Raw genomic sequence first — 15,921 nt, forward strand, 5'->3', positions numbered from 1 at the left:
CGGATTAGCGATGCCGTCCAATCATACTTCACTTTCTATTGTTAACTTCAAAATAAAGTGTATTGTGGATGGCGAGCAAACACGGCAGGGGGCGGCATGACGACCGCGAGCGAACGTCCGGCATGGGTAGATAGCGAGTTGTTCCCCTTCAAAAGCCGCTTTGTTGAAGTGGACGGTAACCTCGTGCATTACGTCGACGAGGGGTCGGGGCCGGTTTTGCTGATGCTGCACGGCAACCCGGTCTGGTCCTTTGTATGGCGAGAAGTGATCCTCGCTTTGAGGGACCGGTTCCGATGCATTGCCCTCGACTTTCCAGGATTCGGATTGTCCACCGGCGCCCCCGGCTATACCTACCTGGCCGAGGACCACGCACGGCTGCTTGTGACCTTTCTTGATCGCCTCGAACTCAATGGGATTACTCTGGTGGCCCACAACTGGGGAGGACCTTTTGGTTTATATGCGGCACAGCAGCAACCGCATAGGTTCGAGCGCTTCATCTTGACCAATACGTGGGCATGGCCGCTGAACGGTGATCTCAGCAGCGAGATCTTCTCCCGCGGCATGGGTGGGTCGATCGGACGAGCGATGGTCAGCCACTTCAATCTATTGATCGACTACTTCATCCCGTCCGCGCACAAGCGGCGGAAGCTGTCTCAAGGAGAGATGCGTCACTACCGCGAGGCGATGCCGACACCGGAGCGTCGCTACCCTTGCGCCATACTTCCCCGGGAACTCATCGGTGCTCATAGGTTCTTCACGGACCTGGCCACCCGACTCGATTCGATCAAAGATCTTCCTACGCTGATCCTATGGGCTGACAAGGACCCGATCTTCACTGAGAAGTATCGTGAGCGCTGCGAAGCCATCTTTCAAAACCATTCCACGAAGGTACTGCGCGGCGCTGGCCATTTCCTGCAATCTGATGCGCCTTCTGAATTCAGTGAAGCCATCAACAACTGGTGGAATGCCTTGGCTGCTGACAACCCGACACCCTCAGAGCGGCAGCTGGCTTCCCATCCGGCTGACCGCCCCAACGGCAGCACGCTATCCCGAACACGAGAATCGTGATGAGCCCTCCCGAACTCTGGCAGTTCCGCTTTTCCATGTATCCTGAGAAAGCCCGCTGGGCGCTGGACTACAAGGGCGTCCCACATGTGCGCCACTCGCTATTGCCGGGTCCGCACGCGGCACAACTGCTTCCCCGCTTCGGGCAGAAGGCCATGCCGATCCTGCGCCACAATGGGAGCGTCCTGAAGACATCGGCCGCGGTGGTCGACTACATCGAGCAGGCCTTCCCTAATCCACCGCTCTACCCCTCTGACAAATCGGAGTGCGCCCAGGCACTTGAGATCCAACAGCGATTCGATGCTGAGGTCGGTCCGCCGTTGCACCGCGCGGTGTTCTTCGAGTGGCTGACCGATACCGAATACAGCGCGCGAAGGTTTGCTTTCGGGCAACCAGAGTGGAGTCAGAGACTATATGTGCGGGCATTCCCCGCTATCCGAGCGATCATGCGCGCCGATATGGGGATCAGCGAGGCTGGCGCTAAGCAGGGGTTGACCGTGACGGCGGAGGCGCTCGACTTCGTCGCCCGACAATCCGGGAAGACTGGATACCTCGTCGGCAGCCGCTTCAGCATTGCCGACTTGACGGCCGCTGCCGTCCTCCAAGCAACCTGCTTACCGCCCGAGTTTCCGGTTCCGACTCCGGAGCCACGTCCGCCTGGCTGGCAACATTGGCTTAATCGTTGGAAGAATCATCCCGGCTGCGACTATGTGCTCCGCATTTATCGCGAGCACAGGGGTAGATCATGTGAAATATCGGCGTGAGCACGAAGCGACCATGAGCACTCTGGACTTCAACTCGTGGCCCTCGCCGCATTTTAGGCCCCGAGCCAACTTTCCAAGCATCGAAGCAGATTGGTGGCAGCCTTGTCGACGTGTCTTTACTCAACAGCTTGAGGAGCCATTTGACTGACTGCTTTGGGGCAATACATTGAACTATCAAATTGGCAGCTAAGGGCTGTTCAGCGACAGTCGCTGATGCGCCAGGAGCTGCCGGTCACGAATGACCGCTAGTGGGACCCTTAACGCCCAGGTTCAGGGATGGCCTCGCCGAAGGCGAGGACGTCGCCTGGAACCTGTTGTCAGCCTAAATGCCATCTTCAGTGAGCGGCATCTGTCGAATTTTGGGGACATGCCCATGCACCTCGACGACTTCATACGCGACGTTGGTGAAGATGCCTGTATCTGGATCTTTTGACTGCTTTATAGCGAGTGTGACGTTCAAGGTATCTCCGGGCGCAATAGTAATTTCGTGCGCGAAGAAATCAACATAAAAGCGTTCGTGCACAACTGGCGCTGATATTGTTACCCCCCGCCACACGAACTCCCACTTGCGGCTCGACTTCTTGAGGATTGCCTTAACTATCTGCAGTTCCGCTTGCTCCGTGATGGCTCTCGTATCGGAGTCTTGTGGTAGCGGTTGTGCGGCAACAGCAATTAGAGTTGAGCGGGGGATCGGTATTGCAGGTGGCGGCGCATCCATTTCTGCGACCAAGCCTATTCCTTTTACCTTATCGTCAGCCGACGCCGCCTCAAACGTTCTTGTAACCGCTTTGACGAACTGAGGGTTCTTCTCGACGCGGCGGGTAGCGTCGTAGACGTTTCGCGGAACAATGACTCGATCATCACCTTTCTGGATGACTACCTCATCTGTCTTGACTTCGACGATGACTTTGTCATCAACGGCAAGGGTGCGTTCGTAAATGTAGTTACCAACAACGCCCAGAACTAAGCCAACAACGACCTGATTGGCGAAGAGATTTCTGGAGCTGGAGTACAGGGCGCGAACCAGTGCTCTAAAGCTTCCAGGTCCAAGGGCTTCAACAACAATCTCAATCTCGGAACCGGCGTTAAGCGTTGTGTTTGCTGCCTTAGCTGCATCGGCAAAAGCGATAAGCGTAGATGCGAGCGTGTACGCATTGATGCGAGTGTCATCCGTATCAAAGTGGATGACCAGCGAGTTCTCAAACTGAGAAATATCAATTATGCGCATAAAAACTCCCCTTTAGGCTAACGCTAAGGTTCAGGGGCGTCCTCACCGAAAGCGAGAACGCCCCTACTAGAACCTGCTGTTAGCCCCGCTTAGCAAGTTTCGTTAAGCAAGCATTGATAAATAAAGAACCGAAAGGCGTTACTTCTATTTTTCCCTTCTTGAATTTGATCTCTAGATTGTCCTGACCTTCAAGGCCCAAGAAGGACGGTCTATAGAGATTCTCTAAGCTGGTGTAGATGGCAGCATCAGCCAGATGCACGTCCCGTCGAATTTGAATTAGTCCAAGCCCTTCAAAGTTGCTCATATACGCAACGGTGTTCCTCGGGAAAGCCAGTTTCTGCCTTGTCTCAAGTCCGGTTAGAAGGTCGCCTATGGTCGTGAACTGGTTCTTTTTGTCCTTCTGATAAAGATTGGCGGTGATAAACGGAACAGACGTTGTTCTGTGCAGTGCTTTAAGAATAATGGCTTCGTCTGGGCACAAATTGTTAATAACATTAACGAAGCTAGGATGTGCGAAATGAGCTGTGTCAACCGTTGATGCTTTTGCAAGAAGGTTGACATAGAGCTGGCTTAGTTCTTCGTCAGATACATAGGCCAATTTCTCCGCTACAGGTACGCCTATTTCTGGTGGGATAGGCGAGACTTTCTCTTCAGGAACATCGTTCATCTGCTCTCGGTACTTCTCAAAATTTCGCTCAAGCGAAATTCTTGCGCGTTCGTTGGCAAGGGCGATTGGCCATAGGGCTGTATTGCCAAGGCCGATTACCGTTTCCAAGGCTTTGCCAACCTGCCTAACGCCAGGCTTTAGCAGATCACCGTAGATGTCGGACAGTAGAGCGGGCAGCTTTGCTGCCTCTCTTGCAACTTCAAGCCAACCAGAAGTCATGTTTCCCCCCACTAACGAGCTAACGCCCCGTTTCAGTAGCGACCTCGACGAAGGCGAGGGCATCTACTGGAAGCATTCGTTGGACGACACCATTCACGGAAGCCATTCCCTCTCCAGCTTCCTGCTCCCGACGCTTTCTAGATGCGCCGTATTGCCAGATTTTCTGAGCTTGTATAGCTGCACGGCGGTAAATTCTGCCGATGGGTCGTAATAGTATTCGGCTGAGCCAAAACTATCAGCATCAAGGCGGCGCCTAATGTCGTTTAGAAGACCGGCCGCATCGTAGTCTGGTTCTGCAGTTTCATTGGTTATGCGCAACTCGGGCGGGAACTGCCAGTACACGTAAAGCGCCGATCCCTTATCACAGGCTTTGTGGTTAACTATCGCTCGAACCGGCAGGTAGCCATCGTTGATGTTGTAGTTGAGAAGGAATTGATGAAGTTGTTCTGATGACGATAGCGATTCAATAGCCTGTAATTGTTCAGGCCCATCAAGACACAAGGCCCTTTTCACTCGCTGTCTGGAAATTTCATCCATTCGATTGTGTCGTCCAACAGCAATAGACGGACGCCTGTCCGTTAAAGAGATTGTTAGCCCGGGCGCAATATCTGAGGCCTTATTCGGTCCTAACTATGCCGCCTCTCGGCTTGGCTCCACAAGACAGCGCGCGATGCCAGGTGATGTCCATGGGCGCTATACCTGACGAGTGAATCAGGTCGCCTGATATGGCCCACAGCGCAAGCCTTGAGCTATAGGAATGTCCGCTTTGCGGCTGACATTCGAATCGCCACGACTTCCGCTTCGGGCTGGTAGCCGCCCCTCGGCATTCACGACCGAGTCACCCAGGGCCAATCAATGATCCGCCTGCAGGCCTGATTCACTTTGCTTGCTCGACGAGGCCGATTCCCAGGAAGGTATAGAAAGGTCCCTCTTTGGGAGACAGCGCGTAGATCATGCCGGGCCTTGCGGTGAAGCTGATGCTCCTGGCTGCTGATTCCCTGTGCGTCACCGTGGAGCCGGCTGCGGTATCCCAGCTGGTCGAGGCGACAATGGTGTAGTCCCCAGGAACGACATCGACAAAGTAGGTCATGGCGTTCTTCTTGGCCGTGAAGACCTCGCCATTGATGGAATGGATATTGAGCTTGAACGTGCTGATCCTGGCCGTCTCGTTCTCGGGCCTGGCGGGACCGGCGTAGTGCTGCACCGTCCGGATGCATCCACTCACCAGAAGTGCGAGTGCCGCGAGCCCGAACAGCTTCAAGTATCTGTGCATGAATCCTCCAAGGTGCCGGCCGGGACTTCATCCCGGGAGTGCGAACGCCCAGCTTCCCGGCAATCTGCCCGGCATGCTGCGGCGTTTCAAGCTGACGATTGAGTCAGGTCTTGATCGGCATCCGTGGGTGCTCGCCCTTCCGCGCATCGGTGAATGGCGGTCCATGCGGGCCGGGCTGCTTCCTCCTGGCCCTTGCCATCCCATCCGAAATGGGGAGGACGCTGGTGCCGGTTTCGCCTTCCAATGGCTGATGACCACCTTCCTGCGCCTCCTCCTGCTCCTGCTGGCCGCGCCGCTCGCGGCGCTGGCCAAGGTCCCTCCCGAAATGGCCGCCGAGCTCGACGGACCGCGCCTGACCTGCATGGGCGCGGAGCGCGCCGGCTCGCCCGGCGGCGTGGCGCCCTATACCGGCAAGTACCTGGGCAGCTGGCCCGGGATGAAGCAGCCCCATGGCTACGAGCCCGGCCCCTACGCGGACGAGAAGCCGCTGCTCACCATCACCGCGCAGAACCTGGCGCAGCATGCGGCGCGGCTCACGCAGGGCCAGCAGGAGCTGCTGAAGAAGTATCCGCAGGCCTACCGCATGCTCGTGTATCCCAGCCACCGCGATTTCCGGCTGGACGACGAGGCCTGCGCGGTGGCGAAGAAGAACGCCGCCGTGGCCGAGGTGGTGCATGAGGGCAAGGGCGTCAGCGGCTTCGGCGGCGCGGTGCCCTTCCCCGTTCCGCAGAACGGGCTCGAGGGCATCTGGAACATCGCGCTGGCGCGGCGCGCCTGGAGCGAGTCGGTGACGGCCCATTCGGCGACGGTCTATGCCAACGGCGGCATCACCTGGGGCAAGAGCCGGTTCGTGGACATGTATCCCTATGGCGACTCCCGCAAGAGCATGTCGCTGCAGGAGAAGGTGGCGGCGTACTTCTACATCACCTACCTGCTGCCGGAGCGCGACAAGGGCAACACCTCGGTGGGCTTCTCGCCGCTGGATTTCTCCACGGGCTCGCTGCAGGCCTGGGCCTATTCGCCGGGCACGCGCCGCGTGCGCCAGGCGCCGGAGGTGGGCTTTGACTACCCGGTACCGCCGGCGGGCATGCACACCTCGGACGAGGACACGCTGTGGAACGGCTCGCCGGAGCGCTACGAGTGGAAGCTGGCCGGCAAGAAGGAGCTCTACGTTCCCTACCACAACTTCCGAGTCAACGACCCGGCGCTGAAGCTCAAGGACCTGGTCAAGCCCTCCACGCTCAACCCGGACTATGTGCGCTACGAGCTGCACCGCGTGTGGGTGGTGGAAGGCAGGCTGCGCGCCGGCCTGCGCCACGTTTATGGGCGGCGGGTGATCTACGCCGACGAGGACACCTGGCTGCCGCTGTGGGCCGACCATTACGGCTCGCGCGGCGAGTTCTGGCGCACCAGCTTCGTCAACTGGTTCTACTCGCAGGAGTCGAGCACCTTCCACCGCGGCGTGACGGTGTACCACGACCTCAACTCCGGCGCCTATGAGGCGACGTACCTGGTGAACGAGGCCGGCAAGGGCTGGTGGCGGCTCAACCAGAAGTTCCCGTTGTCGATGTTCACGCCGGAGGCGGCGGCGCGCAGCGGGCATTGAGCGTGGCCGAGCCCTTCGGCGGGCTCGGGCTCAACCGCCGCCTCGCGCAAGCCTCCAGCCAGCAGGCAGGCTCGCCCCATGTCGGACGAAGGCCATGCCCACCGCTCCCCGCATCAGGGGCGGCCTTCGACGCAGGGAGGAGCGGTGCCGGATTTCCGGTAGCGCCTGAAGAAGTCCCAGGCGGCTTCCGAGGCGCTTACCGCCCGGGGTTCGACGAAGGCCGGCAGGTCCGGGTCATCGGAGCCGCCGGGGTAGAGATGCTGCAGGCCGTGTATCCGGATATGCCGGACCACGAGGCAGCCTTCCCCATCGCGGTAGTCGTCGATCTCGTAGGGGAAGTCCTCCTCCTGGGCGTAGGATCGGGTTTGCGTGGGACTGAGCGGGAACGGCCCCGCGCGCGATCCCGAGACGACGAGGTTGTTGGTCATCAGCCACTGCTGCACGGCGTTTTCGCCGTTCTGCGGATAGATGGTGGTATCCGCGTCGCCATGGATTTCCAGCAGCGGCACCACCCGCGCACGCGGCCCCATGGCCAGGAAGGCGAGTTGTGCCTGCACTGCGGGGTTCTCCAGTGCCGGGATCGTCGGATTGGCCGCATCGAGGAACGTCGAGGCGTAGGGACCGCCGGCGAGATTCACCATCGCTGCGTACAGGTCGGGAAAGGTCGCGCCCAGGATGCTGACGAGAAAGGCTCCCGACGACCCTCCCATGAGGTAGACCCGCTCCGGATCGACGGACCATCGCTCCATCACCATGCGCGTCAGTTCGACGACGCCCGCGGCATCCCCTTGCCCGCGACTCCACTCCGTCGGCAGGTAGAAACGCCAGCACTTCAGGGGGTGGCTGGCCTGGTCCACGAAGCCGGGGTAGACGACGATGAACCTCTCACGCTCGGCGATCCCGTCGAACAGGGAGCCGGCCTGCATCAGTTCCGGGGTGAGCGTACAGCCATGGACGTTGACCACGACGGGCACCGGAGACCCCGGCCTGTAGCTCGAGGGGATGTAGACCAGCGCCCGGTACTCGGCGGCGCCGCTGCCGTGGCGGATTTCCACGGTTTCGCCCTTGGTGCCGGCACCGGACACATCCGGCGAGTCGTGGCAGGCGGGCAGCAGCACCGCCATGCACAGGGCCAGCAGCGCCGGGCCGTGCTTCATCCGCGGCCGGGCGCCCGCGTTCATTTCTCTCATTGTCATTTCATTCCCGTTCTCGCGCGGCCTATCGGAATGCCGGAAAGGCAACATCCGGCCGCTGCGCAGCGCCTCTCATGAACGGAATCTCCTCGAACCATTGTCCTGGCCGCGGATTCTTCTTCACAAGATGTCCTTCCGGACGATTCATGTGATTTCCGGAAATGCCGCGGGGACGGCACTTACAGGAGTTTGCATGCGGGGGTAAAGATGACTTCTGTAAAATCAGCGTGGGCATGGAAGCTTAGCCGCGGATGTCACCAAAAAGGACAGACCTTCTCCTGGCCGTTCGGTGAACAGGCGTGGTTGCTATATTCGGACACTCCAGACCAGCCTGCGACGGATCGCGGTGACAGGACATGCAGATTTCCCGAAGTATCTACAGCATCGTGCAAATGGTGGACGTGGCCACCGAACTCGGCATGCCGACGAGCGCCTGCCTGGCGAATTCGGACATCGAGCCGGAGCAGTTGCTTCAGCTGGAACTGCAGGTCCATCCGCAGCAGGAGTTCGCCGTCATCGCCAATATCATGCGCGGCCTGCCGCAGGTGCCGGCGCTGGGCCTGCGCATGGCGGCGCGATTCCACATGCCGGTCTATGGTGTCCTGACATTCGCCATGTGCAGCTGCGCGACGACCGGTGACGCTGTGGACCTGGGCCTGAGCTACCACGAGTTGAGCTTCACGCTGGTGGAGAAGCACCAGCAGATCGTCGGCAAGGACCTGGTCTTCACCTTCGGCGACCGCCATATTCCCGCCCCGCTGCGCCAGCTCGTCGTGGAGCGGGACCTGTTCGCCCTGCCCCGGGTCATGGAGGAGGTGTTCTCGCGCCCGATGCCGAAACGCGCCGTGCGCTTCGCCTTCCCGCCCCCGCCGCATGCCAGGCGCTACGCCGAGCTCCTCGGCTTCGAGCCCGAGTTCAATGCGCCGGCGCACCAGATCGTCGTCGATGCCGAGTTCAGGAAGATTCCGATGCCACAGGCCAATGCCGCCATGCTGCGGCATTGCCAGGCCCAGCTGCAGGCCATCGTGAGCCGGCGCAAGACCTGGGGCGGCACCGCGGGCAGGGTGCGCGACATGCTGCTGCGCCATCCGGACATGGGCCCCGACATGGAGGCGGTGGCGGCCGAGCTGCGCATGACCTCGCGCAACCTGCGCCGCATGCTGGAGGCGGAGAACACCTCGTTCAGGAGCCTGGCGGACGAGGTTCGCCAGACGCTGGCGGAAGAGCTGCTGGGGCTCGGCAAGTTCAGCGTGAAGGAAGTCGCTGCCCGCCTGGGCTACAGCGAGGTATCCAGCTTCACCAACGCCTTCAAGCGCTGGACCGGACGGGCGCCGCGCGACTGGCGCTCCGCCCAGCGCTAGCCTCGAAGCCCGCTTCGCCCGTGCCGGGCCGCGGCGCTCAGGGCCGGAATTCCGCGCAGGGCAGCGCGGTATCGGACCGGCGGAAGCGCTTGAGGAAGGCCCAGGTCAATTCGGCGCCGCTGGGGGCCTGGGGGTCGGTGAAGCCGCGCAGCTTGGGATCGTCGGAACCGCCCGGCCAGAAATGCTCCATCTCCTCGATGCGTACCTGCTCGAGAATCCGGCACCCGTCCTCGTCCTTGTAGGTATCCACATGATAGGGATACCCGGACTTCGGCGTGATATCGACCGTTTCCGTGGGTGACAGCGGGAAGGGGGCGTTCAGGTTGCCCGAGGCCACCAGGTTGTTCGTCATCAGCCATTGCCGGACGGCATGCGCGCCGCTCGCGGGCGTGGCAGCCGCGTCCTTGTCGCCCTGGATGTTGATCACCGGCAGGATGCGCGCATGCGAGCCCATCGCCTGGTAAGCCGCCATCGCGAGCAATTCGGGACGCAGCAGCAGGGGCCCCAGGGGCTGGCCGATACCGGCCAGCCCGATGCCGTAGGCGCCGGATTCCACCAGGCCGATGGCGGCATACAGGTCCGGATAGGTCGCTCCCATGATGCTGGTCATCCAGCCGCCGGCCGACATGCCGACGATGTAGACGCGCTCCGGGTCGACGTTCCAGGTGGCCATGGCCTGGCGCGTGAGTTCCGCGATGGCCTGCGCATCCCCCACGTCACGCTGCATTTCCGCGGGATTGTAGAAATGCCAGGCCTGCAGCGGATGCTGGCCGAGCGCGGTGTCGGTCTCGTGGTCCGGATACATGACGATGAAGCGCTCGCGCGCCGCGACCACGTCGTAGAGGTTCGCCGCACGCTGCTGTTCGGCCGTGGTATTGGCGCCGTGCAGCACCACCACCATCGGAGCCGGCTTGTCGGGCCTGACCGAACCCGGGATGTAGACCAGGCTGCGGTATGTTCCGAAGGCGTTGGCGTAGTAGATCTCCGCATTCGTGTCGCCGGCCTCCGGCTCCTCCGATCTCTGGCTGGAACATCCGGCCATGACCAGCGTCAGGAACCCCAAGGCGAACGCCAGGCGGCGCCGCTGCTTGCCCATACCCACCATGGTCTTCTCTCCCCCTCTTTTATTTTCGTTCCCGCGGCCTGCGGCCTGCGGGTGGTTCGGTCCGCTGCCGGAGTGGACGATGCCTCCGGGGCAGTGCTGAACTCAAGCGGTGCCTCGACGGCCCCTGAAGGACAAGGCGGCGAACACGGGATGCACCCTCTTCAAGGGGGCGGCGGATGGCTGCCGAGCGCCACCGGAAGGGGCCGGCGCGCTCGCGCCGGCTGCAGCGGCGGCCGGACGCGCGGCGGAGGTATGGCCGCCGCATCTTCTTCCGGGGCCGGGACGCCGGTGATGAGCTGGTAGACCTTCGATGCGTCCTCAAAGGAGAAGAAGTCTCCCACGGCGACCGCCGGGCCGCCGGGAGTCCAGCCGAAGAGGCGCCAGAAAGCCCGGCCCCGGCTGCCGAAGGCCATCCTCAGCGCCGCGTCGCGGCTGGCGCAGCGCTCGACCAGGCCGTTCTGCCCATCCTCGTAGACCGGGCAGATCTCGTATCGGGAAAACCGGTCGGCGGCCAAAGAGATTCCCATCCGGGATGCTGTCCTCAGAACAAGTCGCTGCGAATCCGCGCAGGTTAAGAATTCCGAGGCGCCCTTCAAATGCTCGCGGAGGACGTCCCTTGCTAATTCCGGACATTGCTCCGCCACCGCGGATGCTGCGTTGCAGCATCCGCGGTCGGGAGACGGGAGAGGACGGACTCAGTTCGGCTGGTGGAACCCGCGCGTGGGCGCGACGGCCGGCGACACGGGGTTGCCGAAGTAGTCGCGGTCGCCGCTGCCGCTGATGACGGCACCCGTGCCCACCGCCGGAGAGGTCAGTGCCAGGCCGTAGCCCGCCACCGCGCCGAGGCCCTCCGGCGCCACGGCCAGCGGGGCGATCATCTGCGGGTCGGCGGTGATCTTGTAGGCGTCGGCCGGCTCGCCCGCGGTATGGTTGCCGAAGATCAGGTTGTGGCTGATCGTGGTGCCGTTGCCCTTGGGCTGCTCCCAGGTGCCGGTGCCGTGGTTGACGATCACGTTGTTGCGGAAGCTCCAGGGGTTGTGGTTGTCGCCGTCCCAGCCGGACTGGTAGGTGGGACGCGACGACAGGCCCGGCGCGATGTAGGCGGTGTTGTTGTAGATCTTCGCGCCGGACATGAGGCCGCTGGAGAGCGTGAAGACACCGTTGGCGACGAAGGCATCGTTGACGCTGAGGTTGTAGCGCACGGTGGCGTTGGTGCCGGAGAACAGGCCGCCCATCAGCAGGATCATGCCGCCTTCGTTGTCGTGGCTGTAGTTGTACTGCACCACGGAGTTGCTGGTCAGCAGGTCGACATCATAGGCCTGGCCGTCGACGACGTTGAAGCGAACGCCGGAAACCTCGTTGAACTGCATCGTGCTGTTGATCGTCTTGGCGATGAACATGCCGACGGTACCCGGCTGGGTCGAACCCGAAACGGTGACCAAGCCGGCCGTGTCGATGCGGTTGCGCTCGATGAGGTTGTTGACCGAGCCGGCGAGGATGATGCCGTCGCCGTCGATGTCCTTCAGGCGGTTGCCGGCGATCGTGACGTTCTTGCTCAGCGCGTCCTGGGCGACGAGGTAGAACAGGAAGCCCGTGGAATTGTCGTTGAAGACAATGCCGGTCCGGCCGACGCGCTCGACGACGTTGTCGAGGATCTGCACGCCGTCGTAGCTGCTGGCGCCGTTGGAGAGCCCGTTCATCGTGTCGGCCACCACGGCGATGCCGCCATTGGTCTGCGCGTTGGCGCCGGAGCACTCGAAGCAGCCGTTGACGTCGTGGACGTAATTGTCGCGGATGACGATGCCGTGCTTGCCGGTGCCGCTGCTGTTGTAGGCCATGATGCCGCTGCGGTTGGCGCCCCGGGCCGAGGTCGTGCCCACGTTGTTGGTACCGGTGTCGTTGACGACCTCCAGTCCGGTCACCGTCCAGTGCGAAACGTTGTGCAGCAGCACCGCCGCCCCGCCCGCGCCGCCGCCCGCCACGTTGCGGCCGTCGACGATGGGCCGGGGGCCGTCGCCGTAGGCGCCGATGGTGATCGGGTTGCCGCTCACGCCCGAGCCTTTCGGCTTGAGCTGCTCCACCCACTGCTGGCCGGCGCGCAGCAGGATCTTGTCCCCGGCGCCGAAGGTGATCGTGTTGACCTTGGCCAGCGTCTTCCAGGGCGCTGCCTGGCTCGTGCCGGGATTGCCGTCTGCACCGGCGCTGGCATCGACGTAGTACGTCGTATTCAAGGCGTAGGCCGGCATGGCGCCCAGCAGGACGCCCGCGCCCAAGAGGGCGGCTGCCGCCCGGTTCCTGTGATTCCTTTCCATCTGATCTCCTCCGTGATGACCGGCCAGGACGACAAGGGCGTCATCCGAAGCTCGGCAGAAATGGCGACTGGGGGAACGCCCCCGCGCACATTAGGAACTCGCGCGGCGGCTTCAAATGCTCAGGGCGGACGTCAGTTGTTCGATCCGGACATTGAGCGCTAGCCGGAACCCGGGAGGCAGCGGCCTATCGCCTGGCCAGCACGGCCATGGTCGCGAGCTCCTGCGTCTGCTCGACCACCATCTGCGCCGCCATCGTGCGTACCGCCGGCGTGCGGGCGTTGTAGGCGGCGAACTGCGCCATCGGCAGGCCGCCCTGGTGATGCTTCAGCATGAGCTGCAGGAACAGCCGGTCACGCTCCTCGCCGCGCAGCGTGCGCAGGCGCTGCAGCTCCTCGACGGTGGCCAGGCCCGGCATGCCGCCGGGCGAGTTGCGGCATGCGATCAGGTAGCGGCTGAGGGCTTCGTCGGGGGGCTCCTTGCCCAGCAGCATCCAGTCCATGCTGTCGCTCGCCGGCAGCAGGGGCTTCTCCCAGAGCTGCAGCCAGCCTTTCATCTGGCCGATCTCGATCAGCTGCGCCGCCTGCATGGCGCTGGCCAGCCCGGCCAGCTTGCTGCTGCGGTCCGACAGCAGGATTTCGGTCATGACGATGGCCTGGTCGTGGTGGCCGCGCATGAACTGGGCGAAGCCGATGTCGACGGCGCTGGGCGCGGCGGCGTTCGGCGGCGCGGCGCGCAAGCCCAGGGCATAGCCGGCGGCGGCCAGCAGCGCGGCGCCGCCGGCCAGCAGCAGGGCCATGAGGAGGCGGTGCCGGTTCACCGGATCGGGTAGACGCCGTTCTGGAACCCGAGGATCAGGAAGCCGTTGTCCATGCAGGTGACCCAGAGCTTGTCGCCGACGAAGCGCGGCGGGGAGCTGCACCAGTCGGCGCTGAGGTTGCCCGAGACGGGGCCGGTGCCGAGGTCGTCGAGCAGGCCCGGCAGGGAGGCGACGAAGGCCACCACCGAGGCCAGGTCGCGCAGGGCCGTTTCCGGCAGGGAGGAACCGGAACTGTTGAGGTCGGAGATCGTCGGCAGCAGGCCGCCGATCCAGGCATGCAGGGAATGCTGCAGCGCTAGGCCCTTGCCGGTCTGGGCGGGCGGGTTGTAGTAGGCGATCTCGCGGACCCGCTCCGGATCGCGGATGTCGAATACGCGGATGCCGGACTGGAAGTAGCCGCAGGCCAGGGCGGTGGGGTTCTCCAGGCGATCCACCGTGCAGTAGTGCGACTCGTAGCCGAAGGCGCCGTTGCCGGCGACGTCCGCCACCCGCGTGGGGGCGTTCTCGATCCGCTGGATCTCCAGCTGGATCTGCTTGACCACCTTGGGTTCGGTGGGGTCGGTGATGTCGACGAAGTGGATGCCCTCGGAGTCGAATTCGTCCGGCACGATCAGGTGCGGCTTGCCCTGCCAGCTCACCGGGATGGCGTGCTGGCCGCAGCTCAGGGGATTCCAGGTGACGGAGCCGAGCTGGCGCACCTGCGGCGCGGACTTGCGGCCCTGCACGTCGCTGACGTCGAGGATGGTGACGCCGCCCGGCAGGCAGGTGGCGAGGTACAGGGTGTTGCCGTCGGCACTGAACTCGGCACCGTGGTTCGCCGGGAAGCCCTTCAGGCCGGTATAGATGATCCGCGGCGAGGCCGGGTCGGTGGTGTCGATGGCGGTGATCGATCCGGCGAGCAGGCCGGTGGCCCAGTAGGTCATGCCGTCCGGAGCCCAGTTGCCCTCGTGGCCGAGGACGTTGGCGGGAAACTCCAGGCCGGTGCCGGCGATGCCGTTGAGATGGACGGGGTTCCTGCAGTCGGAGATGTCGTAGACGTCGAAGAAGGCCGCGCCCGCCAGGGGGCCCACCGCGACGCCGCCGAGCAGCTTGCGCGGCTCGTTGACCTTGAGCGACTCCCAGGTGCCGATGGCCATCGAGGGGCCGGTGAGGTTGGCCGACAGGACCGGCTGCTCGGGGTTGCTGGCGTCCACCACGTGCACGCCGGGAGTGCTCTCGAGCAACTGCAGCGGATCCAGCAGCACGCCGCTGGTGGACATGTAGGCGCACTTGTCGTACGAGGGGCTGACGACGCTGGCGCCCTTGCCCTGGTACTGGCCGACCACTTCGAGATTGCACTTGTAGCCGAGCAGGTTGCGGCCGCTCTGGCGATCGGCCAGCGGCACCTGCCCCTGCAGGCCGGTCTCGGGCTGCGAGCCGGGGCCGCAGGCTGCGAGGGCGGTGCCGTTCTCCGGCACCTCCGCCTCCGGCGCCTCGCTGCTGCCGCAACCGGCGATCAGGGTGAGCACCAGGGTCGCCAATGCCGCCTTCAGACGAAGCTGCGCCATTTCTCCTCTCCGTAATTCTTTTATGGGTCGCTATCCGGGAGACTATATCGCCCAGCGGGCATAGCTGCAGTAGCAAGCGTCTGACATGCCCTGTAGGGTGCCAAGGGCCAAGGGCGGCCCCCTGCCGGTGTTTGCCAGCCGCAGGCCCACCGGCTCATGCTGGCCCATCCATTCGAATCCGCGGTGCCGGAGCAGGCCGGCCGGCAGCGGACACTCCGCCCACAGGAATCCCCCATGAAAGCCATCCAGGACTACTACGCCCCCGAGATGTCGCACTGCTTCGGCTGCGGTACCCGCAATGCCCAGGGGTACCGGTTGAAGAGCCATTTCCATGGCAGTCACGCAGAGGCCCTGTTCACCATCGACCGCCAGTACAGCGGCGGCTTTCCCGACTATGCCTATGGAGGCATCGTGGCCTCCCTGCTGGACTGCCACGGCATTGCCGCCGCAGCCGCCTTCTTCCATCAGGCGCAGGGCAAGACGCTGGAGGGCGGCGAGCCGCTGCCGCGCTTCGTCACCGGCTCGCTGAAGGTGGACTACAAGCGGCCGACGCCGCTGGGGGTGGAGCTGAGACTCCGCGGCAGCCTGCGATCCATCGAAGGGCGAAGGGTAACGGTGGAACTGGCGCTGCTCGATGGCGCGGAGGTCTGCGCTACCGGCGAACTGCTGGCGGTGCAGCTCAAGGGCTAGCGGCAACGACCGGGTGCCGGCTTCCGCCGGCATGACGGTCACGACGGCAGTCTCGCGTTGCGCCATGTCCCGAT

15 protein-coding genes are annotated in these 15,921 nt (G+C 63.2%); 5 read left to right on the plus strand and 10 right to left on the minus strand.

Annotated elements, in window-relative coordinates:
* The first annotated feature begins 96 nt into the window (after positions 1–96).
* Positions 97–1,068 carry an alpha/beta fold hydrolase gene (locus C3942_RS20360; protein WP_104232208.1) on the plus strand — a complete coding sequence of 324 codons (972 nt, stop codon included), beginning with the start codon at positions 97–99 and terminating at the stop codon, positions 1,066–1,068.
* A complete protein-coding gene (locus C3942_RS20365) occupies positions 1,068–1,829 on the plus strand; it encodes a glutathione S-transferase family protein (RefSeq protein WP_104232209.1) in 762 nt (253 codons plus the stop codon). Before C3942_RS20360 ends, C3942_RS20365 begins: the two co-directional genes overlap by 1 nt.
* Positions 1,830–2,151: 322 nt before the next feature.
* Here C3942_RS20365 and C3942_RS22160 read toward each other — a convergent pair whose 3' ends face one another.
* The 4 genes from C3942_RS22160 to C3942_RS20380 form a co-directional block, all read right to left on the minus strand.
* Positions 2,152–3,057 (minus strand): LAPAL motif-containing putative phage structural protein, encoded by a 906-nt coding sequence (locus tag C3942_RS22160; RefSeq protein ID WP_133164381.1) that lies wholly within the window; start codon positions 3,055–3,057, stop codon positions 2,152–2,154.
* Positions 3,058–3,136: 79 nt separating this feature from the next.
* A complete protein-coding gene (locus tag C3942_RS20370; protein ID WP_165797559.1) occupies positions 3,137–3,943 on the minus strand; it encodes a DUF4393 domain-containing protein in 807 nt (268 codons plus the stop codon).
* A gap of 93 nt (positions 3,944–4,036) precedes the next feature.
* Positions 4,037–4,480, minus strand: a complete 444-nt coding sequence (locus C3942_RS20375) for a DUF4274 domain-containing protein (protein WP_104232211.1) — start codon at positions 4,478–4,480, stop codon at positions 4,037–4,039.
* Between the two features lie 340 nt (positions 4,481–4,820).
* Entirely contained in the window at positions 4,821–5,216 is a 396-nt protein-coding gene (locus C3942_RS20380) for a hypothetical protein (RefSeq protein WP_104232212.1), read from the minus strand.
* Between the two features lie 250 nt (positions 5,217–5,466).
* On the opposite strand from C3942_RS20380, the gene C3942_RS20385 reads away from it, so the two are divergent.
* Positions 5,467–6,822 carry a DUF1329 domain-containing protein gene (locus C3942_RS20385; RefSeq protein WP_104232213.1) on the plus strand — a complete coding sequence of 452 codons (1,356 nt, stop codon included), beginning with the start codon at positions 5,467–5,469 and terminating at the stop codon, positions 6,820–6,822.
* A 113-nt stretch (positions 6,823–6,935) separates the two neighbouring features.
* Here C3942_RS20385 and C3942_RS20390 read toward each other — a convergent pair whose 3' ends face one another.
* Positions 6,936–8,003 carry an extracellular catalytic domain type 1 short-chain-length polyhydroxyalkanoate depolymerase gene (locus C3942_RS20390; protein WP_165797560.1) on the minus strand — a complete coding sequence of 356 codons (1,068 nt, stop codon included), beginning with the start codon at positions 8,001–8,003 and terminating at the stop codon, positions 6,936–6,938.
* Positions 8,004–8,371: 368 nt separating this feature from the next.
* Here C3942_RS20390 and C3942_RS20395 point away from each other — a divergent pair, with 368 nt between their 5' ends.
* Positions 8,372–9,376: an AraC family transcriptional regulator gene (locus tag C3942_RS20395; RefSeq protein ID WP_104232215.1), complete on the plus strand. Its 1,005-nt coding sequence runs from the start codon at positions 8,372–8,374 to the stop codon at positions 9,374–9,376.
* Positions 9,377–9,413: 37 nt separating this feature from the next.
* Here C3942_RS20395 and C3942_RS20400 read toward each other — a convergent pair whose 3' ends face one another.
* The 5 genes from C3942_RS20400 to C3942_RS20420 form a co-directional block, all read right to left on the minus strand.
* Positions 9,414–10,472, minus strand: coding sequence for an extracellular catalytic domain type 1 short-chain-length polyhydroxyalkanoate depolymerase (locus C3942_RS20400; RefSeq protein WP_243393693.1), 1,059 nt, complete (start codon positions 10,470–10,472; stop codon positions 9,414–9,416).
* A 170-nt stretch (positions 10,473–10,642) separates the two neighbouring features.
* On the minus strand, positions 10,643–10,996 hold the full coding sequence (locus tag C3942_RS20405) for a hypothetical protein (RefSeq protein WP_104232217.1): 354 nt from the start codon (positions 10,994–10,996) through the stop codon (positions 10,643–10,645).
* Between the two features lie 180 nt (positions 10,997–11,176).
* A complete protein-coding gene (locus C3942_RS20410) occupies positions 11,177–12,793 on the minus strand; it encodes a right-handed parallel beta-helix repeat-containing protein (RefSeq protein WP_104232218.1) in 1,617 nt (538 codons plus the stop codon).
* Positions 12,794–12,977: 184 nt separating this feature from the next.
* Positions 12,978–13,589: a DUF305 domain-containing protein gene (locus C3942_RS20415; RefSeq protein WP_104232219.1), complete on the minus strand. Its 612-nt coding sequence runs from the start codon at positions 13,587–13,589 to the stop codon at positions 12,978–12,980.
* 17 nt (positions 13,590–13,606) lie between these two features.
* Positions 13,607–15,157, minus strand: a complete 1,551-nt coding sequence (locus C3942_RS20420; RefSeq protein WP_104232220.1) for an LVIVD repeat-containing protein — start codon at positions 15,155–15,157, stop codon at positions 13,607–13,609.
* 234 nt (positions 15,158–15,391) lie between these two features.
* Between C3942_RS20420 and C3942_RS20425 the strand changes: the two genes are divergently transcribed.
* Positions 15,392–15,847: a PaaI family thioesterase gene (locus tag C3942_RS20425; protein WP_104232221.1), complete on the plus strand. Its 456-nt coding sequence runs from the start codon at positions 15,392–15,394 to the stop codon at positions 15,845–15,847.
* The last annotated feature ends 74 nt before the right edge of the window (positions 15,848–15,921 follow it).

It is taken from the genome of Solimonas fluminis, assembly GCF_002930645.1.
Classification (GTDB): Bacteria; Pseudomonadota; Gammaproteobacteria; order Nevskiales; family Nevskiaceae; genus Solimonas_A; species Solimonas_A fluminis.

What these genes read in the sequence shown, in the direction of transcription:
- C3942_RS20360 (WP_104232208.1), top strand. Translation starts at nt 97, where the DNA reads ATGACGACCGCGAGCGAACGTCCGGCATGGGTAGATAGCGAGTTGTTC.
- C3942_RS20365 (WP_104232209.1), top strand. Translation starts at nt 1,068, where the DNA reads ATGAGCCCTCCCGAACTCTGGCAGTTCCGCTTTTCCATGTATCCTGAG.
- C3942_RS22160 (WP_133164381.1), bottom strand. Translation starts at nt 3,057, where the DNA reads ATGCGCATAATTGATATTTCTCAGTTTGAGAACTCGCTGGTCATCCAC.
- C3942_RS20370 (WP_165797559.1), bottom strand. Translation starts at nt 3,943, where the DNA reads ATGACTTCTGGTTGGCTTGAAGTTGCAAGAGAGGCAGCAAAGCTGCCC.
- C3942_RS20375 (WP_104232211.1), bottom strand. Translation starts at nt 4,480, where the DNA reads ATGGATGAAATTTCCAGACAGCGAGTGAAAAGGGCCTTGTGTCTTGAT.
- C3942_RS20380 (WP_104232212.1), bottom strand. Translation starts at nt 5,216, where the DNA reads ATGCACAGATACTTGAAGCTGTTCGGGCTCGCGGCACTCGCACTTCTG.
- C3942_RS20385 (WP_104232213.1), top strand. Translation starts at nt 5,467, where the DNA reads ATGACCACCTTCCTGCGCCTCCTCCTGCTCCTGCTGGCCGCGCCGCTC.
- C3942_RS20390 (WP_165797560.1), bottom strand. Translation starts at nt 8,003, where the DNA reads ATGAACGCGGGCGCCCGGCCGCGGATGAAGCACGGCCCGGCGCTGCTG.
- C3942_RS20395 (WP_104232215.1), top strand. Translation starts at nt 8,372, where the DNA reads ATGCAGATTTCCCGAAGTATCTACAGCATCGTGCAAATGGTGGACGTG.
- C3942_RS20400 (WP_243393693.1), bottom strand. Translation starts at nt 10,472, where the DNA reads ATGGGCAAGCAGCGGCGCCGCCTGGCGTTCGCCTTGGGGTTCCTGACG.
- C3942_RS20410 (WP_104232218.1), bottom strand. Translation starts at nt 12,793, where the DNA reads ATGGAAAGGAATCACAGGAACCGGGCGGCAGCCGCCCTCTTGGGCGCG.
- C3942_RS20415 (WP_104232219.1), bottom strand. Translation starts at nt 13,589, where the DNA reads ATGGCCCTGCTGCTGGCCGGCGGCGCCGCGCTGCTGGCCGCCGCCGGC.
- C3942_RS20420 (WP_104232220.1), bottom strand. Translation starts at nt 15,157, where the DNA reads ATGGCGCAGCTTCGTCTGAAGGCGGCATTGGCGACCCTGGTGCTCACC.
- C3942_RS20425 (WP_104232221.1), top strand. Translation starts at nt 15,392, where the DNA reads ATGAAAGCCATCCAGGACTACTACGCCCCCGAGATGTCGCACTGCTTC.